This is a genomic window from Pseudomonas sp. B21_DOA (assembly GCA_030544685.1).
Classification (GTDB): Bacteria; Pseudomonadota; Gammaproteobacteria; order Pseudomonadales; family Pseudomonadaceae; genus Aquipseudomonas; species Aquipseudomonas fluorescens_AO.
Genome location: CP086683.1, coordinates 625,780 through 649,857 on the forward strand (window position 1 = coordinate 625,780; position 24,078 = coordinate 649,857).

17 protein-coding genes and 6 pseudogenes are annotated in these 24,078 nt (G+C 61.4%); 8 read left to right on the forward strand and 15 right to left on the reverse strand.

All coding sequences use genetic code 11. From position 1 onward, the window contains the following. Positions 1–27: 27 nt before the first annotated feature. Positions 28–843: a prolipoprotein diacylglyceryl transferase gene (lgt, locus tag LJU32_02980; protein WKV89405.1), complete on the reverse strand. Its 816-nt coding sequence runs from the start codon at positions 841–843 to the stop codon at positions 28–30. Between the two features lie 79 nt (positions 844–922). Continuing rightward, a complete protein-coding gene (locus LJU32_02985; protein WKV89406.1) occupies positions 923–1,705 on the reverse strand; it encodes a sulfite exporter TauE/SafE family protein in 783 nt (260 codons plus the stop codon). 130 nt (positions 1,706–1,835) lie between these two features. Here LJU32_02985 and LJU32_02990 point away from each other — a divergent pair, with 130 nt between their 5' ends. Further along, positions 1,836–2,582 (forward strand): NRDE family protein, encoded by a 747-nt coding sequence (locus LJU32_02990; protein ID WKV89407.1) that lies wholly within the window; start codon positions 1,836–1,838, stop codon positions 2,580–2,582. Between the two features lie 108 nt (positions 2,583–2,690). On the opposite strand, the gene ptsP is transcribed toward LJU32_02990, so the two are convergent. Together ptsP and LJU32_03000 are read right to left on the reverse strand one after the other, a co-directional pair. Continuing rightward, positions 2,691–4,970, reverse strand: a complete 2,280-nt coding sequence (ptsP, locus tag LJU32_02995; GenBank protein WKV89408.1) for a phosphoenolpyruvate--protein phosphotransferase — start codon at positions 4,968–4,970, stop codon at positions 2,691–2,693. Positions 4,971–4,992: 22 nt separating this feature from the next. Next, positions 4,993–5,470: pseudogene (locus tag LJU32_03000) on the reverse strand (RNA pyrophosphohydrolase). 143 nt (positions 5,471–5,613) lie between these two features. Between LJU32_03000 and LJU32_03005 the strand changes: the two are divergent. Beyond that, positions 5,614–6,270 carry an HAD-IB family hydrolase gene (locus LJU32_03005; GenBank protein WKV89409.1) on the forward strand — a complete coding sequence of 219 codons (657 nt, stop codon included), beginning with the start codon at positions 5,614–5,616 and terminating at the stop codon, positions 6,268–6,270. 119 nt (positions 6,271–6,389) lie between these two features. On the opposite strand, the gene LJU32_03010 is transcribed toward LJU32_03005, so the two are convergent. Together LJU32_03010 and ilvA are read right to left on the reverse strand one after the other, a co-directional pair. Then, complete coding sequence (locus LJU32_03010; GenBank protein WKV89410.1) at positions 6,390–6,803, reverse strand: DUF2269 domain-containing protein; 414 nt, start codon at positions 6,801–6,803, stop codon at positions 6,390–6,392. A 41-nt stretch (positions 6,804–6,844) separates the two neighbouring features. Beyond that, positions 6,845–8,359, reverse strand: a complete 1,515-nt coding sequence (ilvA, locus tag LJU32_03015) for a threonine ammonia-lyase, biosynthetic (GenBank protein ID WKV89411.1) — start codon at positions 8,357–8,359, stop codon at positions 6,845–6,847. 310 nt (positions 8,360–8,669) lie between these two features. On the opposite strand from ilvA, the gene rpiA reads away from it, so the two are divergent. After that, positions 8,670–9,344: a ribose-5-phosphate isomerase RpiA gene (gene rpiA, locus LJU32_03020; protein ID WKV89412.1), complete on the forward strand. Its 675-nt coding sequence runs from the start codon at positions 8,670–8,672 to the stop codon at positions 9,342–9,344. A 141-nt stretch (positions 9,345–9,485) separates the two neighbouring features. Here rpiA and LJU32_03025 read toward each other — a convergent pair whose 3' ends face one another. The 4 genes and pseudogenes from LJU32_03025 to LJU32_03040 form a co-directional block, all read right to left on the reverse strand. Further along, positions 9,486–10,403 (reverse strand): SdiA-regulated domain-containing protein, encoded by a 918-nt coding sequence (locus tag LJU32_03025; protein WKV89413.1) that lies wholly within the window; start codon positions 10,401–10,403, stop codon positions 9,486–9,488. Positions 10,404–10,518: 115 nt separating this feature from the next. Beyond that, positions 10,519–11,441 (reverse strand): annotated as a pseudogene (locus tag LJU32_03030) (SdiA-regulated domain-containing protein). A 274-nt stretch (positions 11,442–11,715) separates the two neighbouring features. After that, a complete protein-coding gene (locus LJU32_03035; GenBank protein WKV89414.1) occupies positions 11,716–12,381 on the reverse strand; it encodes a fumarylacetoacetate hydrolase family protein in 666 nt (221 codons plus the stop codon). Positions 12,382–12,422: 41 nt separating this feature from the next. After that, a complete protein-coding gene (locus LJU32_03040) occupies positions 12,423–13,817 on the reverse strand; it encodes an FAD-binding oxidoreductase (GenBank protein WKV89415.1) in 1,395 nt (464 codons plus the stop codon). Between the two features lie 204 nt (positions 13,818–14,021). Here LJU32_03040 and serA point away from each other — a divergent pair. Then, positions 14,022–15,250 (forward strand): annotated as a pseudogene (serA, locus tag LJU32_03045) (phosphoglycerate dehydrogenase). Positions 15,251–15,365: 115 nt separating this feature from the next. On the opposite strand, the gene LJU32_03050 reads toward serA, so the two are convergent. Continuing rightward, positions 15,366–15,791 carry a DUF4399 domain-containing protein gene (locus LJU32_03050; protein WKV89416.1) on the reverse strand — a complete coding sequence of 142 codons (426 nt, stop codon included), beginning with the start codon at positions 15,789–15,791 and terminating at the stop codon, positions 15,366–15,368. Positions 15,792–15,926: 135 nt separating this feature from the next. Between LJU32_03050 and LJU32_03055 the strand changes: the two genes are divergently transcribed. Further along, a complete protein-coding gene (locus LJU32_03055) occupies positions 15,927–16,490 on the forward strand; it encodes a transporter substrate-binding domain-containing protein (GenBank protein ID WKV89417.1) in 564 nt (187 codons plus the stop codon). Positions 16,491–16,681: 191 nt separating this feature from the next. On the opposite strand, the gene LJU32_03060 is transcribed toward LJU32_03055, so the two are convergent. After that, positions 16,682–17,167 (reverse strand): DUF523 domain-containing protein, encoded by a 486-nt coding sequence (locus LJU32_03060; protein ID WKV89418.1) that lies wholly within the window; start codon positions 17,165–17,167, stop codon positions 16,682–16,684. 2 nt (positions 17,168–17,169) lie between these two features. Beyond that, complete coding sequence (locus LJU32_03065; GenBank protein ID WKV89419.1) at positions 17,170–17,802, reverse strand: 2OG-Fe(II) oxygenase; 633 nt, start codon at positions 17,800–17,802, stop codon at positions 17,170–17,172. Positions 17,803–17,936: 134 nt separating this feature from the next. On the opposite strand from LJU32_03065, the pseudogene LJU32_03070 reads away from it, so the two are divergent. After that, positions 17,937–18,640: pseudogene (locus LJU32_03070) on the forward strand (DUF2059 domain-containing protein). A gap of 102 nt (positions 18,641–18,742) precedes the next feature. Here LJU32_03070 and LJU32_03075 read toward each other — a convergent pair. Next, positions 18,743–19,689 (reverse strand): annotated as a pseudogene (locus LJU32_03075) (alpha/beta hydrolase). Positions 19,690–19,787: 98 nt separating this feature from the next. Here LJU32_03075 and LJU32_03080 point away from each other — a divergent pair. After that, the gene (locus LJU32_03080; protein WKV89420.1) at positions 19,788–20,366 is read left to right on the forward strand and encodes a DUF6436 domain-containing protein; all 579 of its coding nucleotides are present in this window, start codon (positions 19,788–19,790) and stop codon (positions 20,364–20,366) included. A gap of 102 nt (positions 20,367–20,468) precedes the next feature. Next, positions 20,469–22,879, forward strand: a pseudogene (locus LJU32_03085) (penicillin acylase family protein). Positions 22,880–22,992: 113 nt separating this feature from the next. On the opposite strand, the gene LJU32_03090 reads toward LJU32_03085, so the two are convergent. Then, the gene (locus LJU32_03090) at positions 22,993–23,958 is read right to left on the reverse strand and encodes a GlxA family transcriptional regulator (GenBank protein ID WKV89421.1); all 966 of its coding nucleotides are present in this window, start codon (positions 23,956–23,958) and stop codon (positions 22,993–22,995) included. Positions 23,959–24,078 lie beyond the last annotated feature (120 nt).

Consider the following 24,078-nt stretch of genomic DNA (forward strand, 5'->3'; position numbering starts at 1 on the left):
CCGGCGGCGCGTGCCGGGGTTCGTAGTTTAAGCCGTCGGCGCGAGCGGCGCTGCCGGGGCGCGACGATAGGCCAGCCAGATCAGCAACAGCCCGCCGACGATCATCGGCACGCAGAGCACCTGACCCATGGTCAGCCAGTTCCACGCCAGATAGCCCAACTGCGCATCAGGCACGCGGACGAACTCGACGATGAAACGGAAGATGCCGTAGAACAGCGCGAACATGCCGGAGACCGCCATGGTCGGGCGTGGTTTGCGCGAGAAGATCCACAGGATCAGGAACAGCGCCACGCCTTCGAGGGCGAACTGGTACAGCTGCGACGGGTGACGCGGCAACTGCGCCGGATCGCTGAACGGCGGGAACACCATTGCCCACGGCACGTCGGTGGCCTTGCCCCACAGCTCGGCGTTGATGAAGTTGCCGATGCGCCCGGCGCCCAGGCCGATCGGCACCATCGGCGCGACGAAGTCCATCAACTGGAAGAACGACTTGCCATTGCGCTTGCCGAACCACAGGGCCGCGAGCATCACGCCGATGAATCCGCCGTGGAACGACATGCCGCCCTTCCACACTTCGAAAATCAGCGTCGGGTTGGCCAGGTACGCGCTCAGATCATAGAACAGCACGTAACCCAGACGGCCGCCGACGATCACGCCCATCGATAGCCAGAACACCAGATCGGAGAGTTTCTCCTTGGTCCAGGTCGGGTCGAAGCGGTTGAGCCGGCGCGACGCCAACAGCCACGCGCCGCCGATGCCGATCAGGTACATCAGACCGTACCAGTGGATTTTCAGCGGACCGATGGCCAGGGCCACCGGGTCGATCTGCGGGTAAGGCAGCATTGCGACTCCTTGTTAGAGTGGAAAGCGAAATTCCCGGGCGACGCTGCCACCTCAGGATTAAGCCAGGATTGCCACGCGGTCAGAGCAGAAAGCTCAAACCCACGCAGAACAGCAAAGCGGCGAACAGCCTTTTCAGCAAGCGCGGCGACAACCTGTGCGCCAGACGCGCGCCGAGCCGAGCAAACACCATGCTGGTCAGGGCGATGCCCAACAATGCCGGCAAATACACAAAACCGAGACTATGGGCCGGCAACAACGGATCGTGCCACCCCAGAATCATGAAACTTGCTGCACTGGCCAGAGCGATCGGCAAGCCACAGGCCGATGAGGTTGCCACGGCCTGCTGCATCGGCACGCTGCGCCAGGTCAGAAACGGCACGGTCAGCGAGCCGCCACCAATGCCGAAAATCGCCGAGGCCCAGCCAATCACCGTACCAGCGGCAGTCAGACCGAGTTTGCCCGGCACCGTTCGGCTGGCCTTGGGTTTGACATCCAGCGCCAACTGCACGGCGATCACCAGGGCAAATACGCCGATGATCTTTTGCAGGTTCGGCCCGGAGATCGCTTCTGCGGTCAGCGCACCGAAACCGGCGCCGAGCAGAATGCCCACAGTCATCCAGCGAAAAATCGCCCAGCGCACCGCGCCCCGGCGGTGATGTTCACGTACGGCGTTGACCGAGGTGAAAATGATCGTCGCCAGCGACGTGCCCACCGCCAGGTGCGTGAGAATCGACTGATCAAAACCCTGCAAGGTAAAGCTGAACACCAGCACCGGGACGATGATGATCCCGCCGCCAACGCCAAACAGCCCGGCGAGCACGCCCGCACAGGCGCCGAGCGCCAGGTAGAGCAGAAATTCCATGACCGTCTCCAGCACGCATCGGCAAAACAGGAGCGGCATGTTAACGGATGCGCAGCCTTCTGCTCCACTGGCGATGGATGCACGGACGCCGGATGCGTAGAGTGGGCAAAAAACACACAAGGACCACCTTATGTGCCTGATTGTTTTCGCCTGGCGCCCGGGCCATGCCCAGCCACTGATCGTCGCGGCCAACCGCGACGAGTTCTACGCCCGCCCCAGTCTGCCATTGGCGCCGTGGCCCGAGGCGCCGCAAGTGCATGCCGGGCGTGATCTTGAAGCTGGCGGCACCTGGCTGGGGATCGGCGCCAACGGACGCTTTGCCGCGCTGACCAATATCCGCGATCCGCAACAGCCGCCGGCAACCAAATCCCGGGGTGAACTGGTGGCGCGCTTTCTCACCGGTGATCTGTCGATTGATGATTATTTGAGCGATGTGGTGGGTCGTGCAGCGGAATATGCCGGGTTCAATCTGCTGCTGGGCAACGCCCATGAGCTGTGGCATTTCAATGCGAGGGCGTCAGAGCCGGTGATGTTGCAGCCTGGAGTTTATGGGTTATCCAACGCGGGGCTGGATACGCCGTGGCCGAAATTGCTCAAGGCCAGGGCGGCGTTGAGCGCGGTGCTGGATGATCCGCAGCCTGAGCGGTTGCTGGCCTTGCTGAGCGATGCGCAGACAGCACCCGAGGCGGAGTTGCCGGATACGGGGATGGGCATGGCGACGGAAGCGTTGTTGTCGAGTGTGTTTATTGCCAGCCAGAGTTATGGCACCCGGGCGAGTACAGCGTTGATCGTGCAGGCAGACGGGACGCGGCGGATGGTAGAGCGCAGTTTTGGGCCGTATGGCGGTCATTTGGGCGAGGTGGAGGTTGTGGTTTAGCGGTGCCTGAACTGGCGCCTTCGCGAGCAGGCTCGCTCCCACATGGGTTTCGTGATCGATACGAATCCCTGTGGGAGCGAGCCTGCTCGCGAAGAGGACATCAGCCTGTTAGAGAGCCTTGTTCACCACCGGCGAATTCATCTTCGCCAACCCGAGATTCTTCAGCGCCAACTGCAGCGAGCTGTGGATAACCTGCGGGTTATCGATCTTCATCAGTTCCGCCAGCATCTCCTGCGCCTTGCTCAGGTTCACCTGGCGCAACATCCACTTTACCTTCGGCAGGTTGGTGGCGTTCATCGACAGGCTGTCGAAACCCATCGCCATCAACAATACTGCTGCCGCCGGATCACCGGCCATTTCACCGCAGATGCTCACCGGTTTGCCTTCGGCGTGGGCGTCAGTGACCACGGTTTGCAGGGCTTGCAGCACCGCCGGGTGCAGATAGTCGTAGAGGTCGGCGACGCGCGGGTTGTTGCGATCGACCGCCAGCAGGTACTGGGTCAGGTCGTTGGAGCCGACGGAAAGGAAGTCGACCATCCGCGCCAGTTCCTTGGTCTGGTACACCGCTGCCGGGATTTCGATCATCACGCCGATAGGCGGCATCGGCACATCGGTGCCTTCGTCGCGTACTTCGCCCCAGGCACGGTGGATCAGGTGCAGGGCTTCTTCGAGTTCGTGGGTGCCGGAGATCATCGGCAGCAGAATCCGCAGGTTGTTCAGGCCTTCGCTGGCCTTGAGCATCGCGCGGGTCTGCACGAGGAAGATTTCCGGGTGGTCGAGGGTTACACGGATACCGCGCCAGCCGAGGAACGGGTTGTCTTCCTTGATCGGGAAGTACGACAGCGACTTGTCACCGCCGATGTCGAGGCTGCGCATGGTCACCGGTTGCGGGTGGAACGCGGCGAGCTGTTCACGGTAGATCGCCAGTTGCTCCTTCTCGCTCGGGAAGCGCTGGTTGATCATGAACGGCACTTCGGTGCGGTACAGACCGACCCCTTCGGCGCCACGCTTCTGTGCCCGCGCCACATCGGCGAGCAAACCAGTGTTGACCCACAGCGGCATGCGGTGGCCATCGAGAGTCACGCACGGCAGGTCGCGCAGGGTGTCGAGGCCCAGCGCCAGTTGTTTCTCTTCTTCGACGACTTCGGCGAACTGCTTGCGCAGCACTTCGCTGGGGTTGGTATAGACCTCGCCACGGGTGCCGTCGACGATCATTTCGATGCCGTCGACCTTGGCGTACGGCAGGTCGACCAGACCCATCACCGTCGGAATGCCCATGGCCCGGGCCAGAATCGCGACGTGGGAGTTACCCGAACCGAGTACCGAGACCAGGCCGACCAGCGTGCCTTCCGGCACCTCGCCGAGCATCGCCGGCGTCAGCTCTTCGCTGACCAGAATGGTTTTTTCCGGGTACACCAGGTTCTGCTGACGCTCTTCCTGCAAATAGGCGAGCAGCCGCCGGCCAAGGTCTTTGACGTCCGAGGCGCGCTCGCGCAGGTAGGCGTCGTCCATCAATTCGAAACGGTTGACGTGCTCAGTGACCACCTGACGCAGCGCGCCCTGAGCCCACTGACCGGTCTTGATCACGGTGGTGATTTCGCTGCCCAGCGAGGCATCGTCGAGCATCATCAGGTAGACGTCGAACAACGCGCGCTCCTCCGGGCGCAGTTGGGTCGCGAGTTTGGCGGACAATGCGCGCATGTCGGCGCGCACGCCTTCGATGGCGGTCTTGAACAGCGCCAGCTCGGCGTTGATGTCGGTGATGGTCTTGTCCGGCACCACGTCCAGGTCCGCTGGCGGCAGCATGACCACCGCGGTACCGACGGCCGCACCCGGCGAGCCCGGCACGCCGACAAACTTGGCTTCCTGAATGCCCTTGCCCTGCCGGCCCAGACCACGGATCGAACCGGTGGCCTCGGCGTGGGCGATAACGCCGGCGAGCTGCGCGCTCATGGTCACGAGGAAGGCTTCTTCACCTTCGTCGAACTGGCGGCGTTCTTTCTGCTGGATGACCAACACGCCGACGACGCGGCGGTGGTGGATGATCGGTGCACCGAGGAACGAGGCGTAACGCTCTTCACCGGTTTCGGCGAAGTAGCGATAGCGCGGGTGAACCGAAGCGTTTTCGAGGTTCAGGGGTTCTTCACGCGTGCCGACCAGACCGACCAGCCCCTCGTTGGGGGCCATGCTGACCTTGCCGATCGAGCGCTTGTTCAAGCCCTCGGTGGCCATCAGGACGAAGCGATTGGTTTCCGGATCAAGCAGGTAGACCGAGCAGACCTGGCTGCCCATGGCCTCTTTGACGCGCAACACAATAATCCCCAACGCCGCCTTGAGATCCTTGGCGGAGTTAACTTCCTGGACGATCTTGCGCAGCGTATTGAGCATGGCTCGGGGTCGAACTCCGTCGTCAGTCGCGCGCTAAAAGGCGCGGGCAAGCTCTTTGAGAGCGCGTCGATACACCTCGCGCTTGAATGTCACCACCTGGCCCAACGGATACCAATAGCTGACCCAGCGCCAGCCATCGAACTCCGGTTTACCGGTCAGATCCATCCGCACCCGCTGCTCGTTGGAGATCAGGCGCAGGAGAAACCATTTCTGTTTCTGGCCGATGCACAGCGGTTGGCTGTGGGTACGCACCAGGCGTTGCGGCAAACGATAGCGCAACCAGCCTCGGGTACAGGCCAGTATTTCAACATCTTCACGTTCCAGGCCAACTTCTTCGTTCAGCTCGCGGTACAAGGCGTCTTCCGGCGTCTCCTCGGGGTTGATCCTCCTTGCGGAAACTGCCAGGCGTCCTGATTGATACGGCGAGCCCATAGCACCTGGCCGGCGTCATTCGTCAGAATGATCCCGACATTGGGGCGGAAACCATCGGGGTCGATCACGGCAACAACCTCGCAAACGCATGTCGCCGCATTGTTCCACAAAGCTTGAGCAGGCGGCAACGAAGGTTCCTACCTTATGTGCACTCTTGTGAAAAGACCGTATTCTTGTCGCCTTTTTACTGACTTTTCAGCGGGTAACTGCAATGCGCCTGGCTTTATTCGATTTGGACAACACCCTTCTGGGCGGCGACAGCGATCACGCCTGGGGCGATTATCTGTGCGAGCGCGGCTTCCTCGACCCGATCGCCTACAAGGCGCGCAACGACGAGTTCTATCAGGATTACCTGGCCGGCAAGCTGGACAACGCCGCCTACCTGAACTTCTGCCTGGAAATTCTCGGCCGCACCGAAATGGCCGTGCTCGACGCCTGGCACAACGATTACATGCGCGACTGCATCGAGCCGATCGTGCTGCCCAAGGCACTCGATCTGCTGAAAAAGCACCGCGACGCCGGCGACAAACTGGTGATCATCACCGCGACCAACCGTTTCGTGACGGCGCCGATCGCCGTGCGCCTGGGCGTGGAAACCCTGATCGCCACCGAATGCGAAATGATCGACGGCCGCTACAGCGGGCGCAGCACCGACATTCCATGCTTCCGTGAAGGCAAGGTCACGCGCCTGAATCGTTGGTTGGAAGAGACCGGGTATTCGCTTGAGGACAGCTATTTCTATAGCGACTCGATGAATGATCTGCCGTTGCTGGAGCAGGTGGCGAATCCAGTGGCGGTTGATCCTGACCCGAATTTGCGTGCCGAGGCCGAGAAGCGGGGCTGGCCGGTGATCAGTCTGCGCGGCTGAAATGGCCATCGCTGGCAAGCCAGCTCCCACAGGTTTTTCGGGTGGTCACACAATCTGTGTTCACTGAAAATCCTTGTGGGAGCTGGCTTGCCAGCGATAGGGGCGCCCGGTCTCCAGCCTTAAACCGGCTTGGCCCCCATCAACCCCGCTATGGCGAGAAATCCGACGCCGCTGACAATCGCCAGGGCCAGATTGAATGCGCGGTTGCCCACCCCGCTGGTCCAAAGCCGATCCAGCCGGACCAGCAGCCAGACCGCACTGAATGTGGCCACGGCATAGATCACGCTGGACCCCAGAATCCACAATTGGCCCAATGGCCAGCCAACCAGATGCACCAGCCACCAGCCGGTGAAAGGCATGCTGAGCATGCCGATCAGCATCAGGCACCAGATGAACAGCCACGGACGGCGCATCGTACTGGCCGGCCCTTCGCTGCGATTACGCCAGGTCAGGGCGGCGAGCCCCAGCCCGCTCGCGAGGATGACCACGGTCGCCGCGACGTGGAGGACTTTCAGAGTGGTCAGGGTTTCCATGTCATTCTCTTCCGTAGATCCATGCCCATCAGCGTAGCCGCTCAGCCAAGAAACAGCTGATAGGCCGGGTTGTCGCTTTCATCCCAATACGGGTAGCCGATTTCCGCCAGTGCCGCCGGCACCAGATGACGCTCGTCATGGGGCACTTGCAGGCCGGCAACCACACGGCCGTCCGCCGCGCCGTGGTTGCGGTAGTGGAACATCGAGATATTCCAGCGCCCGCCGAGCTTGTTGAGGAAGTTGAACAGCGCGCCCGGACGCTCCGGGAATTCGAAACGCAGCACCACTTCATCGACCACCTGCGCCGCGCGACCGCCGACCATGTGGCGGATGTGCAGCTTGGCCAGTTCGTTGTCGGTCAGGTCGATGACCGGGAAACCCTGCTCGGTCAGGCTCGCCAGCAAGGCGCTGCGCGGATCGTTGTCCGGGTGGGTCTGCACGCCGACGAAGATGTGCGCTTCGCTGCCGGTGTTGTAGCGGTAGTTGAATTCGGTGATCTGGCGCTTGCCGATGGCTTCGCAGAACGTTTTGAAGCTGCCGGCCTTTTCCGGAATGGTCACGGCGATGATCGCCTCGCGACCTTCGCCCAGTTCGGCGCGCTCGGCGACGTGGCGCAGGCGGTCGAAGTTGACGTTGGCGCCGGAGTCGATGGCGACGAAGGTCTGGCCGCTGACGCCACGCTGCTCGACGTATTTCTTGATCCCGGCCACGCCCAGCGCACCGGCAGGTTCAGTGATCGAGCGGGTATCGTCGTAGATATCCTTGATTGCTGCGCAGATCTCATCGGTGCTGACGGTGATCACTTCGTCGACGTAATCCTTGCAGATATCGAAGGTGTACTGGCCGATCTGCGCCACCGCCACGCCGTCGGCGAAGATGCCCACGGTCGGCAGAACCACGCGCTCGCCCGCCGCCATCGCGGCTTGCAGGCAGTTGGAATCGTCCGGCTCGACGCCAATCACCTTGATGTCCGGCCGCAGGTATTTCACGTACGCCGCAATACCGGCGATCAGCCCGCCACCGCCGACCGGGACGAAAATCGCGTCCAGCGGCTGCGGGTGCTGACGGAGGATTTCCATGGCCACGGTGCCCTGCCCGGCAATGGTGTGCGGATCGTCGTACGGGTGGATGTAGACGTAGCCTTTTTCATCGACCAGTTTCAGCGAGTAGGCCAGCGCTTCCGGGAACGAGTCACCGTGCAGCACCACTTTGCCGCCGCGCGAACGCACGCCTTCGACTTTGATTTCCGGGGTCGTCTTGGGCATGACGATGGTGGCTTTGACGCCCAACACTTTCGCCGCCAGAGCCAGACCCTGCGCATGATTGCCCGCCGACGCGGTGACCACGCCACGGGCGCGCTCCTCGTCAGTCAGCTGGGTGAGTTTGTTGTAGGCACCGCGAATCTTGAACGAGAACACCGGCTGCAAGTCTTCGCGCTTGAGCCAGATGTCGTTGCCCAGCCGCTCGGAGAGCTGGCGAGCGTTCTGCAGCGGGGTTTCTACGGCAACGTCATAAACGCGCGAGGTGAGGATCTTTTTGACGTACTGTTCGAGCATCGGAAAGCATCACTGGCGATTGGGCGGGACCAGCGAGTCTAACCCGCCTTTTGCCGAGGCGACCACACTAAACAGGTGGTTTTAGGGTCTGGAAACCCATTCTTGAGTGAGCACCGTTGTGGCGAGGGGATTTATCCCCGTTGGAGTGCGAAGCGCTCCCTGCTTTTTTCAGTCACACCGCGTTCCTGGGTTTTACGACGACTGCGTCGCCGAACGGGATAAATCCCCTCACCACAGCTTGTTTCCCCGCACCACCGCGAGGCCTATAATGCCGGCCTTTCTGCCCACCCTTGCCCGCTTCGGAGCCCGCATGACCCAGGATCAACTCAAACAGGCCGTGGCCCAGGCCGCCGTCGACTTCATCCTGCCGAAACTCGACGACAAGAGCATTGTCGGCGTCGGCACCGGCTCCACCGCCAACTGCTTCATCGACGCCCTGGCCCAGCACAAGGGCGCGTTCGATGGCGCGGTCGCCAGCTCCGAAGCCACCGCTGCGCGCCTCAAGGGCCACGGGATTCCGGTGTATGAGCTGAACACCGTGAGCGATCTGGAGTTCTACGTCGACGGCGCCGATGAAAGCGATGCGCACCTGAATCTGATCAAGGGCGGCGGCGCGGCCCTGACCCGCGAGAAGATTGTCGCCGCCGTGGCCAAGACTTTCATCTGCATCGCCGACGCCAGCAAACTGGTGCCGGTGCTCGGTGAATTCCCGCTGCCGGTGGAAGTGATTCCGATGGCGCGCAGCCACGTGGCCCGCCAACTGGTAAAGCTGGGCGGCGACCCGGTGTACCGCGAAGGCGTGTTGACCGACAACGGCAACATCATCCTCGACGTGTTCAACCTGCAGATCACCAACCCGGTGGAGCTGGAAGCGCAGATCAATGCCATCGTCGGCGTGGTCACCAACGGCCTGTTCGCCGCGCGCCCGGCGGATCTGTTGTTGCTGGGCACCAGCGAAGGCGTGAAAACCCTGAAGGCTGAGTAACAGACTGCCCGAATCATGGGCAGACAAATAAACCAGTGGGAGCGAGCCTGCTCGCGAATGCGCCGGTTCAGCCAACATCTTTATTGACTGGCCAACCGCATTCGCGAGCAGGCTCGCTCCCACAGTGTTTTGTGGTGTTGGTCAGTTTTGCGTGGGCTTTTTGAAGACGTAAAACAGATTCGGCTCGCTCACCAGGTACAACGTGCCGTCATCATCCATCGCAATCCCCTCCGCCTGCGGCACGGTTTTCTGCAAGCCTTGGCGCCCGCCGCTGATCGACATGGTGCTCAACGGGCGGCCGTCGACATCCAGCTCGATAATCAACCGCGACTCGTCCGACAGTGCCAGCAAGTGCCCGCTGCGTTCGTCGTACTGCAGACTCGACAGATCACGCACGAACATCCCGGCATCGCGCTTGGGGTTGTTGATCACGTGCACGGCGTAGGTCTTGTCCGGTTTGAAATGCGGGAAACCGTGGACTTCGTAAATCAGCATCGGGTCGCGTTCTTTCGCCACGAACAGCCGCTTGCCCACCGAGTCGTAAGCCAGCCCCTCGAAACCCTTGTTGCTGGCCATGTGCACACCGAGGGTCATCTGCTCGGCGTCTTCGGCATCGAGGAAAGTGGTGTCGGCTTCAAGGTGGATCTTGATCAGGCGTTGCTGGCGCTCGTCGGTGATCACGTAAGTGTCGGCACTGATGTACTCGACCGCTTCCGGATCGCCGAACCCGACCAGGGCAATGCGCCGCAGGATCTTGCCTTCCAGCGACAGTTCGATCAGTTCGGAATTCTTGTTGGTCACGGTGAACAGGCTTTTGCGCACCGGATCGTAGGTCAGCGCCGAAACGTCATCGTCGAGCCCCTCAATCGGCCGCGCTTCGATGGTCACCCGATATTGATCCAGGCCAATCGCCTCGCTGCTCAACGGCTGCCACAACGTGTGCAGGTTGAACCAGGCGCGCTCGAACAGGCGCAGGTATTGGCCGAGCGCGAGCAACGCGACCAGGGCAATCATCAACAGGACAAGAATCAGCGGTTTGGGACGGGCAAGTCGACGCATTGGGGGGCTCGGATTCAAAACAGGCCGATGAAATATCACGCCTGTCTGAACTGAAGCTTAATGGCCACTTGCCTGCCACTACAACCGCACAATTCCGCGATTGTCGTAGGGAAAATTACCGGTGTTTTTCGAAGCGGTAGAACAGGTTCGGTTCGCTGACCATGTACAGCGTGCCGTCCTCGTCCATCGTCACCCCTTCGGCGCGGGGAATGGTGTCTTTCAAACCGTTGAAATTGCCGAGCAGGGTCATGAAGCTGACCTGCTCGCCGCTCTCGTCCAGTTCCAGCAAAAGGTGCGAATCGGCGGACAACACCAGCAGATGGCCAGTGCGTGGGTCGACCGCCAGCGCTGAGAGGTTGCGAATATCGAGCTCGTCACTGGCCAGCTTCTGCTTGTCGCCGGTCAGTGTCTGGCTGCCGTCGCTCTTCCAGGTGAACAGCGCTGGCGGGCGTTCTTCCCCAACACCAGCTGTCGATTACGCGGATCCCAGGTGATGGCTTCAAAGGCTTTGTTCTGGTCTTTCGACGGCCCGAGGTCGTACTTCGGAAAGTCGGCCATGTTCAGCTCGCGTGTACCGGCGTCGACCTTGACGATCGACAGTGTGTGCTGACGTTCATCAACGATCGCCAGCAGGCCGTTTTCCATGACCGTCAGGCCTTCCGGATTGCTCCAGCCCACCAGCGGCATCTTGCGCAGGACATCGCCCTGCAGTGTCAGCTCAGCGAGGAACGGATTTTTGCCCATCACCGAAAACAGGGTTTTGGTCTGCGGGTTGTAAGCCAGGTCGGAAGCTTCGTCCTTTTCCATGCCCGGCAGCGGCTTGGCATCAATCACCACCTGATAATCGGGCAGCCACACACTCTCCTTCTGCTCGGCCTTGCTCTCGAAGCGCTCCAGCACCCAAAGCACGCCGCGATCATCCCAGTGCATGACGAACGCCAGCCCATAGGCTGCCGCGATGACCAGCAACAGCCAGACATACCAGCGCAGGACGAAGCGGGATCGGAGGGAGGGTTTCTGCTGAGTTGGAGATGCCATCGAGGGATGCGTTCCGTTAATTCAGGCCAAGGGTAATAGCACAAAGAGGCCGGCTGAGACGCCAGAATCGCGGAAATTATCCAGAGAGGATGTGAAAAAACGGGAAATGGCGGGATTGCCGTGTGCATTTGCCAGCAGCACACTTGTGGCGAGGGGATTCATCCCCGTTGGACTGCGCAGCAGGCCCTCTTTAAGATCAAGAGGGGCCCGCTTCGCCCGCCACCGGGGATAAATCCACTCACCACAAAGCTCACCCCCACAAGGGGTTCTGCGGTTAGCGCACGCTGCTGCTGAAGCTGCTCGCCCCTGGCAGTTCGAGGACGATCTCATCGCCGACGTTCAGCGGGCCGACGCCCACTGGCGTACCGGTGAGGATCACGTCACCGGCCTGCAGCGAGAAGCAGCCGGCCATGTGCTGGATCATCGGCACGATCGGGTTGAGCATCGCGCTGCTGTTGCCGTCCTGGCGCACTTCGCCGTTGATGGTCAGGCGGATGCCGATGTCGGTCAGGTCAGCGAAGGTGCTGCCGACCACGAAGGGGGCGATCACCGCCGCGCCATCGAACGACTTGGCGATTTCCCACGGCAGGCCCTTGGCTTTCAGCTCGGCCTGCTTGTCGCGCAGGGTCAGGTCCAGCGCCGGGGCGAAGCCGGAGATCGCATCGAGGACTTCTTCACGGCTCGGTTTGGTCGACAGCGGCTTGCCGATCAACACGGCGATTTCCGCTTCGTAGTGCACCGAACCGCGCTCGGTCGGAATGCTGAAGCCGCCTTCCAGCGGCACCACGCAACTGCCCGGCTTGATGAACAGCAGCGGCTCGGTCGGCACCGGGTTGTCCAGTTCCTTGGCGTGCTCGGCGTAATTGCGGCCAATGCACACGACTTTCCCGATCGGAAAGTGGATGCGCGTGCCGTCGACGTACTGGTGCTGATAGCTCATTTACCGACTCCTGCCTTCATTGATTCAACAGAGATTACCGATCAGACCGGGAAAATCTTGCCCGGGTTCATGATTCCGTTCGGGTCGAACACTGCCTTGACCGCTTTCATGTACTCGATCTCGGCCGGCGAGCGGCTGTAGGTCAGGTAATCACGCTTGGTCATACCGACGCCGTGCTCGGCCGAGATCGAGCCGTTGTACTTCTCGACGGTTTCGAACACCCACTTGTTGACGGTGGCGCACTTGGCGAAGAACTCGTCCTTGCTCAGGTTTTCCGGCTTGAGGATGTTCAGGTGCAGGTTGCCGTCGCCAATGTGACCGAACCAGACGATTTCGAAATCCGGGTAGTGCTCGCCAACGATCGCGTCGATCTCGCGCAGGAACGCCGGCACTTTCGAGACGGTCACCGAGATGTCGTTCTTGTAAGGCGTCCAGTGGGAAATGGTTTCAGAGATGTACTCGCGCAGCTTCCACAAGTTGTGCAGCTGGGTTTCGCTCTGACTCATCACGCCGTCCAGCACCCAGCCCTGCTCGACGCAGTGTTCGAAGGTTTCCAGCGCGCTGTTGGCCACTTCTTCAGTGGTCGCTTCGAATTCGAGCAGGGCGTAGAACGGGCACTCGGTTTCAAATGGAGCCGGCACGTCGCCGCGGCCCATGACCTTGGCCAGGGCCTTGTCGGAGAAGAATTCGAAAGCGGTCAGGTCGAGCTTGCCCTGGAAGGCGTGCAGCACCGGCATGATCGAATCGAAATCGGCGGTGCCGAGGACCATCGCCGTGAGGTTTTTCGGCGCGCGATCGAGGCGCATGGTCGCTTCGACGACGAAACCGAGGGTGCCTTCGGCGCCGATGAATAGCTGACGCAGGTCGTAACCGGTAGCGTTCTTGATCAGGTCCTTGTTCAGCTCGAGCACGTCGCCCTTGCCGGTGACGACTTTCATGCCGGCCACCCAGTTGCGGGTCATGCCGTAGCGAATCACTTTGATTCCGCCGGCATTGGTGCCGATATTGCCGCCAACCTGGCTGGAACCCGCCGAGGCGAAGTCGACCGGATAGTACAGGCCGTTTTCTTCGGCGACGTTCTGCAGATGCTCGGTGACCACACCCGGCTGGCACACGGCGGTGCGGTCGGTGAGGTTGACGTCGAGAATCTGGTTCATGTAATCGAACGAAACCACCACTTCGCCATTGGCCGCCACCGCTGCGGCGGACAGCCCGGTGCGCCCGCCGGACGGCACCAGTGCGACCTTGTGGGTGTTGGCCCAACGCACCACGGCCTGCACTTGCTCGATGGTCTTGGGAAACACGATGGCGCTCGGCGCCGGGGCGAAATGCTTGGTCCAATCCTTGCCGTAGGTGTTCAGGGAGTCGGCGTCGGTGAGGACTTTGCCAGGCTCAACCAGGGTCTTCAGTTCATCAATCAGCGCAGGATTGGTCATCGACAGAACTCTCGAACAATTCATGGTCATCCTGAGAACGCTTCACGTCGCAGGAATGAGTGTTTAGCGGGGTGGCTATGCTAGCATACCGACCCCGCAGGACAGTGCCCAAGGCCAGATCCGCGGTGACGGCTTTGTTGCCGTGCGGGTCAGCTCCAGGCTGCTCCTCCCTGCCATTTTTCTCCGGGATACAGGTTTACGCAGATGAGCAAGACTTCTCTCGATAAGAGCAAGATCAAGTTCCTTCTTCTCGAAGGCGTCCACCAATCGGCTGTCGACGTCCTCAAGGCGGCGGGCTACACCAGCATCGAATACCTGACTGGTTCCTTGCCGGAAGCCCAGCTCAAGGAAAAGATCGCTGACGCTCACTTCATCGGCATTCGCTCGCGCACGCAACTGACCGAAGAGATCTTCGATCACGCGAAGAAACTGGTCGCGGTCGGCTGTTTCTGCATCGGCACCAACCAGGTTGACCTCAGTGCGGCCCGCGAGCGCGGTATCGCCGTGTTCAACGCGCCGTACTCCAACACCCGCTCCGTAGCGGAACTGGTACTGGCCGAAGCGATCCTGCTGCTGCGCGGCATCCCTGAGAAAATGCCTCCTGCCACCGTGGTGGCTGGATCAAGTCCGCCGCCAACTCGTTCGAGATCCGTGGCAAGAAGCTGGGCATCGTCGGCTACGGCTCGATCGGCACGCAGCTGTCGGTGCTGGCTGAAGGCTTGGGCATGCAAGTGTTCTTCTATGACACCGTGACCAAGCTGCCGCTGGGCAACGCTACGCAGGTCAACAACCTGCACGAGCTGCTGGGCATGTCCGACATCGTCACCCTGCACGTACCGGAAACCGCCGCCACTCAGTGGATGATCGGCGAGAAGGAAATCCGCGCCATCAAGAAGGGCGGCATCCTGATCAACGCCGCGCGCGGCACCGTGGTCGAGCTCGACGCCCTGGCGGACGCGATCAAGGACAAGCACCTGATCGGCGCAGCCATCGACGTGTTCCCGGTGGAACCACGCTCCAACGACGAAGAGTTCGAAAGCCCGTTGCGTGGCCTCGACAACGTGATCCTGACCCCGCACATCGGTGGCTCGACCGCCGAAGCGCAAGCCAACATCGGTCTGGAAGTGGCAGAGAAACTGGTCAAGTACAGCGACAACGGTACCTCGGTGTCGTCGGTGAACTTCCCGGAAGTGGCCCTGCCGGCTCACCCTGGCAAGCACCGCCTGCTGCACATCCACGAAAACATCCCGGGTGTGATGAGCGAGATCAACAAGGTCTTTGCCGAAAACGGCATCAACATTTCCGGTCAGTTCCTGCAGACCAACGAGAAAGTCGGCTATGTGGTGATCGACGTCGACGCCGAATATTCCGAGCTGGCGCAAGAGAAGCTGCAACACGTCAACGGTACTATCCGTAGTCGGGTGCTTTTCTAAAAGCAGCTACAAGCCGCAAGCTACAAGCGGCAAGTGAAAGCGCTTTGCCGTTACTTGCCGCTTGCAGCTAGCCACTCGAAGCTGAATGAAAAAGGGAGCCCCGCAGGGCTCCTTTTTATTTCACGTTAACCGTGATTTTTTCCGAAACGATCGATGGGTCGAACGGCATGTGGCCGCTGTCGCCGAGGATCAGTTGCAAGGTGTGCTTGCCCGGGGCCAGTTTGATCGTGGCTTCGGTCTGCGCCTTGCCGAAATGCATGTGGTGGGCGTCAGTCGGGATCGGCGCGCCTTCGGCCGGCAGGTCGTCGACGTCGATCAGCAGGTGATGGTGGCCGGTGTTCTTGGTGGTGTCACCCGCCGGGGCCAGCGCGATGTTCTTGACGCCGAACTTGACCTTGAATTCCTGGGAGACGGTAGCCCCATCCTCGGGAGAAACGATGAACACTTCAGCATCTTTCGGCGCCGGCGTCGCCGCACTGGCCAGCACCGAAACACCCATCAGCACACCGGCCAACGCTGCACGTGACAAAAAGCTTTTCATTTTCTTCTCCAGTTTTTCCGTAAAATCCGCACGGTCATGACAACTTCATGACCATTCGTTGTCGAAGGCACTCGACAACCATAGCAAAGCGAGCCTGAATCAGAGCGTCGCGATAATGATTTCAAAGGAGTGACCATGCGCCTGCTGCCTGGCCTGTTCTGCCTGCTACCCCTTCTGAGCCCGCTGGTTCACGCCGAACTGATTGATGACGTCAACGACCGTGGCGAGCTGCGCATAGCCCTTGAGGCTAATACACCGCCCTTCAATTACAAGGAAGGCGACACCCTCACGGGGTTCGAGGTCGAGCTTGGGCAACTTCTGGCCCAGGAGCTGGATGTGCGCGCCGACTTCATCGTCACCGACGAGGGCGACCTGCTCCAGGGCGTTGAAAGCGGCAAGTACGACGTCGCGCTCAACCACATAGCACTGACACCCGAACTCAAGGATCGTTTCGACTTCAGCGAGCCTTACGGCGAGGTTGATGGGCAGTTGTTGGCGAAGAAGGACGAGACGCCGCGGCCGATGGTGCTGGTGCAGGCGTTGACCGAAGAGAAGCCGAAAGCGGCAGCGCCGGTCGAGCTGGCGATTCCGTTCCAGAAGGGCAACCCGGCGTTTCAGGCCAGCCTCAAGAGTGCGCTGGAGAGGATCAAGGCGGATGGGCGATTGGCGGCGTTGTCCGAGAAGTGGTTGAAACCGTAAGAGCCCCTCACCCTAACCCTCTCCCGGAGGAGAGGGAACTGATCCGGGGATGCTTTAGAGGTACGCCGACCTGAAACTGCCCTGCCGAATCCATAATCAATAAGGTGTTTCAGGTCGATGGACAACGCCAGATACCACGGTCGGCCCCCTCTCCTCCGGGAGAGGGCTGGGGTGAGGGTAACGACTCAGGATCAGTCCAAAGCATCCAGTGCCAGCGCGGCCTGCGGCAATTCCAGCTCACTGAAAACCCGAACCCCATGACGCTTGAGCAACGCCGCCGTCACCCCTTCGCCTTTCACCTTGACCCCACTGAACGTACCGTCATAGGTCAACAGATTCCCGCAAGAGGGACTGTTGGCCTTGAACACCGCCACGCGAATGCCGTGCTTTTGCACCAGTTCCAGCGCTTGCCGCGCACCCTCGAGAAACTGCGCACTGACATTCTCGCCTTCGGTGGTGATCACAGCAGCAGTGCCATCGAGCACCTCACCGCCCTGCCCGCCGGGAATCTCCGCCGCCGCTCTCGGCGTCGGCAAACCACCGGCCACTTCCGGACACAACGGCACCACGCGTCCTTCTTCGATCCATTGCTCAAGCAGATCAAACGGCCCGCTCGCGCCACCGTCATAACGCACGCGATGGCCCAACAGGCAGCGGCTGACCAGGATTTTTTCCATGTTCAGAACGGCTCGTTGCCACGGCGACGGAACCAGCCGGTCAACGACAGCCGCTCGCGATGGGCCGGCAATACTTCGTGGGGTACTTCGCCGGAAAGGAATACCACCAGACAGCCGCCGGTAGGCTGTACGTCATGCACGCGCTCGTCACCCAGATACATGCGCAACTGGCCACCGTCCTCCAGCAGCCATGCGTCATTGAGATAGATCACCGCCGACACCATGCGCCGGTCGTCATCGCGAAAGCGGTCGACGTGCTTGAGGTAAAACGCGCCGGGCGGGTACAGGGCGAAATGGCATTCGAAATCCTCAAGCCCAAGAAACAAACCGCGATTGAGTGCCTCGCGAAGACTGTCCATCAGGCTCAGATAGCGATCAGTGGCCTCGGCCTGGCCCGGGTCGATCCACTGAATGTGATCGCCACGAATGCCCTCGCGAATCTCCGAAAACGGCCCGCGCCCGACCGCCGCCGGCGCCAGCTCACCCTCGGCTTCACGTTTACGGCACTCGGCCGCCAGCGCCCGGGTCAGATCGGCGGGCAGGAAGATGTTCTGCTGCGACCAGCCGTGTTCGGCCAGGTCGTCGACAATGCGTAACAGCAGCGGGTGTTCAGAGGATATCGGCATGGCGCGCATAGTATGCCGACGGCAACAAATCCGACAGAGCCACGCAGCGGCTTGCTACGAATTCTCGACAAGTACCGGCACCGCACGGACAATAGTCCGCTGCTGACAGGAGTCCCTATGCGCCGTTTGCTTTTTCACTGTTGATGTTCTGCGTATTGCCCGCCTGGGCGGACGGCCACGATCAGTTGTACAAGGTCGCCGGCTGGCCAGAACAACGCGCGCATTTCAACGATGCCCTGAGCGCCGCTCAGCAGCGCTATCAGAACAGCCTGCCGCCTGCGGTATTTCAGGCGCTGGTCAACAATAGCAACCAGCGCTTCGCCGCACAGGCCATGGATCAACGCGCCGAAGCGCAACTGCGGCAGAAACTCGCCGACCCGAAACCGGCGCTGACCTTCTTTCAATCACCATTGGGCAAGAAAATCGTCGCCGCCGAGTTGCTAGCGACTCGTCGCGATCAACTGGCAAAAATGCCCAGGGCCTGCCAAAAATGCAGGCGAGCGACAGTCGTTTGCTGATCATCGGCCATCTCGCTCAGGCACTGCCGGCCCGTGAGGCTGGCGCCGAGGTCAGTCTGGCGATTGCCGGCGTGGCGGCGGACAGTTTGAGTTCGATGATCCCGGGATTGCTCGGTGGCGGTCAGGCGCAGGGTATGTTGAACGGTCAGCGCCAGCGGCTGATGGATCAGATCGGCGCGGATCTGAACAATACGCTGCTCTACGTTTATCGCGATTTGTCGGATGAAGAGCTGGAAGAGTTTGCGACGTTTGCCGAGTCGACCGAGGGCAAGGCTTATTACCAGGCGGCGCTGGCGGCGATTCGGGCGGGGTTGGCGGTCGGCCAATAATCTTCGTCGCCAGATAAGCCGCCTTCGCGAGCAAGCTCGCTCCCACAGGGTTTGCATTCCAATGTGGGAGCGAGCTTGCTCGCGAAGAGGCCGGCACAGCCGCTACAGATTCCTGCCCCTGATCCGCTTGCTCAAGAATTCGAAATACTCTTCACGCATCTCCGCCGTCTCATTGGCCAGGTGATGCCGTGCCTCGGCCAACAGCAGAATCTGCGGGCGGTCGAACTTCCATTTCAATACCTGCAGATTGTGCTGCCAATCGACCGTCATGTCCGCCTGCCCCTGAATGATCAGCGGCCGTCGCGGGCTTTTTTCGCGTGCTCGACGCGAATGATCCAGCGCGACAGCGCGCCCACCCATTTCGTCGGCAGACGCCTTGGCTGTAACGGATCGGTCTGCAGAAACGGCAGGAAATCCGGATCGTTGGAGTTCTCGCTGAAGCGTCGCGCCACACCGCGTACAAACGGCCGCAGCAGGTAATAACTCAACTGCGACCAGCCCCACGCCCTTGGTCGCACCAATGGCGCCAGCAGAATCACTTGCCCCTGCGCCGGACTGTTCTCGCCATGATTAAGCAGATGATCGACGACAATCGCGCCACCGGTGCTCTGCCCGCACAAATGCCACGGCTGCGGCAGCGCGATCGAATGGGCTTCGGCAAACAGCGCTTGCAGCATGTGCTGATATTCGGCGAAATCGCGAATGCTTGCCCGCGGCCCGCTCGACAGACCATGCCCCGGCAAGTCGCAGGCGATCACGGCGAAATCCTGATCCAGCGCCCACTCGATCACATGCCGGTACAGGCCGATGTGATCGTAATAACCGTGGAGCAGAAACAGCGTCGCCTTGACCTTCTCCGGCCACCAGCAATGGCTGACCAGCTCGTAGCCATCGACTTCGAAACGACCCATGCCGCGCCACACATCGCGCTCGACGAAGTCGGTCTTGTAGAAGCGCTGATAAGCCTTCGCCTCATCCGATAACGGCTGCCACTCGGCCAACGGCTTGAGGCTCGCGCGTAAATGATCGGGGTCGAAAGTATCAGGCATGCGGGCATTCCAGAGCGGTAAACGGACTTTATCGGCCTGCGATATTCATCTGTAGAGACAGACATGGCAAGCTAGCCCGCCTCTGAGGAAGTCAATCCATGCGTTCGCCGTACCGCACCGCACTGTTCGCCAGCCTGCTCGCGCTGATCTGCGCCGGGGTGCTGTGGGCGGCATATGACTGGTTTCAGGGCCGCTATCTGCGTGCATTCAGCGAGCACACCGCGGTGTTTTCCGGTGACCCGCTGCGCTTGCCGGGCAACCTCGCCGGGCCGGGCAATATTCGCCTGGTGCACTTCTGGGACCCGGCTTGCCCGTGCAACGTCGGCAATCAACAGCACCTGAGCGAGATGGTCGAACAGTTCGGTCCTCGCGGCGTGGAGTTCTTCGCCGTGCAAAAGCCCGGCAGCCACGGCCAGTTGCCCGCCACCCTCGCCAGCCTGAAAACCATCATCGTCCTGCCCGGCTCCGAACAAATACCCGCCAGTCCCGCCGTGGCGATCTGGGATCGCAGCGGCAAACTTGCATACTTCGGCCCGTACAGCGAAGGCCTGGCCTGCAACTCGAGCAACAGCTTCATCGAACCGATCCTGCATGCCCTGACCGAGGATCGCCCGGTCAATGCCACGCATACGCTGGCGGTGGGGTGTTATTGCCCGTGGCCGGCGGATGCGAAGTAAGGCATTCCGGACTTTTCAAGGACAGCGCTGCAGCGCACAGATGCTCTGTGCTAAATGTTTGCAGCCCGATGGGCGGCCCTCCCGCCTGCACAAGGAGTCACCATGAAGCGTGCGTTCACCGTTGTTGCCCTGCTCATCGTTGTCCTGCTCTGCGCCGTTGGCGGCTATATCTACAGCAAGCAGCCAACGCGCCAGGGCCAGGTCGAGCTGCGCAATCTGCAAGGCTCGGTGACCGTGCGCTACGACGAGCGCGGTGTGCCGCATATCCGCGCCGAGAACGAAACCGACCTTTATCGCGCCCTCGGATATGTCCACGCGCAGGACCGGTTGTTCCAGATGGAAGCCATGCGCCGCCTCGCCCGCGGTGAACTGGCCGAAGTGCTCGGGCCGAAGCTGCTCGACACCGATAAGCTGTTTCGCAGCCTGCGCATCCGCGAGCGCGCGGCCAGTTACGTCGCCAGCCTCGACAGGCAGTCGCCGGCGTGGAAGGGCCTGCAAGCTTATCTGGACGGCATCAACCAATATCAGGACAGCCACGCCGCGCCGATCGAGTTCGACGTGCTGGGCATCCCCAAGCGGCCGTTCACGGCCGAGGACAGCATCAGCGTCGCCGGTTACATGGCCTACAGCTTTGCCGCCGCGTTTCGCACCGAGCCGTTGCTGACTTACGTGCGCGATCAGCTCGGTGCCGATTATCTCAATGTGTTCGATCTGGACTGGCAGGCCAAAGGCGTTCTGGCTACCGATCACACCCGGCACGCGCCGGCCCTGGCCGCCGGCGACTGGCAGGACCTCACCGCCCTCGCCCGCCTCAGCGAACACGCGCTGCTCGACAACGGTCTGCCGCAGTTTGAGGGCAGCAACGCCTGGGTGATTGCCGGCAACCGCAGCCAGAGCGGCAAGCCATTGCTGGCCGGCGATCCGCATATCCGTTTCTCGGTGCCGTCGGTGTGGTACGAGGCGCAGCTGTCGGCGCCGGGTTTCGAGTTGTACGGCCATCATCAGGCGCTGGTGCCGTTCGCGTTTCTGGGGCACAACCTCGATTTCGGCTGGAGCCTGACCATGTTCCAGAACGACGATCTCGATCTGATCGCCGAGAAGGTCAACCCGGACAATCCCAATCAGGTCTGGTATCGCGGCCAGTGGACCGACCTGCTCGTGAGCGAGCAGCAGATCAATGTGAAGGGGCAGGCGCCGGTGACTCTTACCTTGCGCCAGTCCCCGCACGGGCCGATCGTCAACGATGCGCTGGGCACTGCTGCCGGGAAAACACCGATCGCCATGTGGTGGGCCTTTCTGGAAACGCCGAACCCGATCCTTGAAGGCTTCTACCAGCTCAACCGTGCCGACACCCTGGCCAAGGCCCGCGCGGCTGCGGCCAAGGTCCAGGCACCGGGGCTGAATCTGATTTACGCCAACGCCAAAGGTGATATCGCCTGGTGGGCGTCGGCGCTGCTGCCCAAGCGGCCGGCCGGGGTGAAACCGGAATTCATTCTCGATGGCAGCACCAATCAGGCGGACAAGGACGGTTACTACCCGTTCAGCGCCAACCCGCAGGAAGAGAACCCGGCGCGGGGCTATATCGTCTCGGCCAACTTCCAGCCCGTGTCGCCGACCGGCATGGAGATTCCCGGTTACTACAACCTTGCCGATCGCGGCCAGCAGCTCGATCGTCAACTCAGCGACAACCGGGTGAAGTGGAGCAACGAGGCCAACCAGAAACTGCAACTGGGCACGGCGACAAGTTATGGACCGCGTCTGTTTGCGCCGCTGCTGCCGGTGTTGCGTGAAGTGGTGAGTGATCCGGCGCAACGCAAACTGGTCGAGCAACTGGCGCAATGGCCCGGCGACTATCCGCTGGATTCGGTCAGCGCGACGGTGTTCAACCAGTTCCTCTACGACCTTGCCGACGCGGCGATGCGCGATGAGTTGGGCAATGACTTTTTCGAAACGATGCTGTCGACGCGGGTGATCGATTCCGCCTTGCCACGCCTGGCGGCGAAGGCGGATTCAGCGTGGTGGGACAATCGCAGCACGCCAGCCAAAGAAACCCGCGCCGATGTCGTGCGCACGGCGTGGGCGGCAAGCATGGCGCATCTGAAACTCACCCTCGGCGATAACGTGGCCGGTTGGCAGTGGGGCGCGGCGCACACCCTGACCCACGGCCATCCACTGGGGCAGCAGAAGCCGCTGGATCGCCTGTTCAACGTCGGGCCGTTTGCGGCGCCGGGCAGTCATGAAGTGCCGAACAACCTCTCGGCGAAGATCGGCCCGGCGCCTTGGCCGGTGACTTATGGGCCGTCGACCCGGCGTCTGGTGGACTTTGCCGATCCGGTGCATGGCTTGACGATCAACCCGGTCGGCCAGAGTGGCGTACCGTTGGACAGTCACTATGACGATCAGGCGGAGGCGTACGTGGAGGGATTTATGTGCAGGCGCATTTCAGCGAGGAAGAGGTGCTGGCGAATACGCGCAGTACGTTGAAGCTGTTGCCTGCGCGGGCTGCGCAATAGATTAATGCCGTCTCGACCGGCCCTTCGCGAGCAGGCTCGCTCCCACATTGAAATGCGTTCTCCTGTGGGAGCGAGCCTGCTCGCGAAAGGGCCTTCAGCGACGCCGCAAAACGTCAGAGCTTCACGGCAAAATTCAGCCGAAACTGCTGCGGCGTCACGCCTAATCTGCGGTTGAACACACTGCGCATATGCTGCGCATCACGAAATCCGCACTGATACGCCACGGTCTTCAACGGCGCCGTGGTGCTTTCCAGCATGACCCGCGCCGCATCCACCCGCGCCCGTTCGACAAACTCCGCCGGGGTCACTTTCGCTTCCCGCGCGAACACCCGGGAGAAATTGCGCGCACTCATGTTCGCCGCATTGGCCAGATCGGCGATCGTCAAGTCGCCGGTGAGATTGGCCAGCACATACAACTGCACCAGCGCCACCGCTGACGTCGGTTCGGCATGCGGCGTGAGGAACGGGCTGAACTGCGATTGCCCGCCCGAGCGCTGGGTGAACACCACCAGCCGTTTCGCCACACTCAGCGCCACCTCGGCGCCGTGGTCGCGCGCCAGCAGGTACAGCGACAGATCGATGCCCGCCGTGACCCCGGCCGACGTGTAGAGCGCGCCGTCCTCGACATACAGACGATCCGCCTCGACCCGCGTGGTCGGGCACAACTGCGCCAAAGCTTCGGCATCGTTCCAGTGCGTGGTGACGGTGCGCCCCTCAAGCAAACCGGCGCGGGCGAGCATGAACGCGCCATTGCAGATCGAGCCGAAACGCCGGGCGCGGCCACAGGCTTCACGCAGCCAGGCATCGAACGTAGGGCCAAAATCCATGAACGGCAATTGCGGTCCACCGGCGACCAGCAGCAGGTCACAGGCCTGCGTAGATTCGCTGAAATGGCGGTGGGCATGCAGGCTGAGTCCATTGGAACAGGCCATCGCCCCGTGCTCGACGCCGATCACTTCCAGCCGATAGTGATCCTGCGGCGCAAGAAAGCGGTTGGCTTCGGCGAACACGTCCATGGGGCCGCTGACGTCCAGTGACTGCACGCCGGGGAACACCACAATGACGACGGATTTGTTCATGACTGAAACGTCCTCGATCCTTTGGCAAACACACAAACCTGTGGGAGCGAGCCTGCTCGCGAAGAGGCCGTCACACGCAACATAGCTGTCGAATGACACACCGCCTTCGCGAGCAGGCTC

Bases quoted from the DNA above. Each gene is read 5' to 3' on its own strand.
- LJU32_03010 (WKV89410.1), bottom strand. From the start codon at position 6,803: ATGGAAACCCTGACCACTCTGAAAGTCCTCCACGTCGCGGCGACCGTG.
- LJU32_02990 (WKV89407.1), top strand. From the start codon at position 1,836: ATGTGCCTGATTGTTTTCGCCTGGCGCCCGGGCCATGCCCAGCCACTG.
- LJU32_03060 (WKV89418.1), bottom strand. From the start codon at position 17,167: ATGGAAAAAATCCTGGTCAGCCGCTGCCTGTTGGGCCATCGCGTGCGT.
- ptsP (WKV89408.1), bottom strand. From the start codon at position 4,970: ATGCTCAATACGCTGCGCAAGATCGTCCAGGAAGTTAACTCCGCCAAG.
- LJU32_03065 (WKV89419.1), bottom strand. From the start codon at position 17,802: ATGCGCGCCATGCCGATATCCTCTGAACACCCGCTGCTGTTACGCATT.
- lgt (WKV89405.1), bottom strand. From the start codon at position 843: ATGCTGCCTTACCCGCAGATCGACCCGGTGGCCCTGGCCATCGGTCCG.
- LJU32_03025 (WKV89413.1), bottom strand. From the start codon at position 10,403: ATGCGTCGACTTGCCCGTCCCAAACCGCTGATTCTTGTCCTGTTGATG.
- LJU32_02985 (WKV89406.1), bottom strand. From the start codon at position 1,705: ATGGAATTTCTGCTCTACCTGGCGCTCGGCGCCTGTGCGGGCGTGCTC.
- LJU32_03050 (WKV89416.1), bottom strand. From the start codon at position 15,791: ATGAAAAGCTTTTTGTCACGTGCAGCGTTGGCCGGTGTGCTGATGGGT.
- ilvA (WKV89411.1), bottom strand. From the start codon at position 8,359: ATGCTCGAACAGTACGTCAAAAAGATCCTCACCTCGCGCGTTTATGAC.
- rpiA (WKV89412.1), top strand. From the start codon at position 8,670: ATGACCCAGGATCAACTCAAACAGGCCGTGGCCCAGGCCGCCGTCGAC.
- LJU32_03080 (WKV89420.1), top strand. From the start codon at position 19,788: ATGCGTTCGCCGTACCGCACCGCACTGTTCGCCAGCCTGCTCGCGCTG.
- LJU32_03090 (WKV89421.1), bottom strand. From the start codon at position 23,958: ATGAACAAATCCGTCGTCATTGTGGTGTTCCCCGGCGTGCAGTCACTG.
- LJU32_03035 (WKV89414.1), bottom strand. From the start codon at position 12,381: ATGAGCTATCAGCACCAGTACGTCGACGGCACGCGCATCCACTTTCCG.
- LJU32_03040 (WKV89415.1), bottom strand. From the start codon at position 13,817: ATGACCAATCCTGCGCTGATTGATGAACTGAAGACCCTGGTTGAGCCT.
- LJU32_03005 (WKV89409.1), top strand. From the start codon at position 5,614: ATGCGCCTGGCTTTATTCGATTTGGACAACACCCTTCTGGGCGGCGAC.
- LJU32_03055 (WKV89417.1), top strand. From the start codon at position 15,927: ATGCGCCTGCTGCCTGGCCTGTTCTGCCTGCTACCCCTTCTGAGCCCG.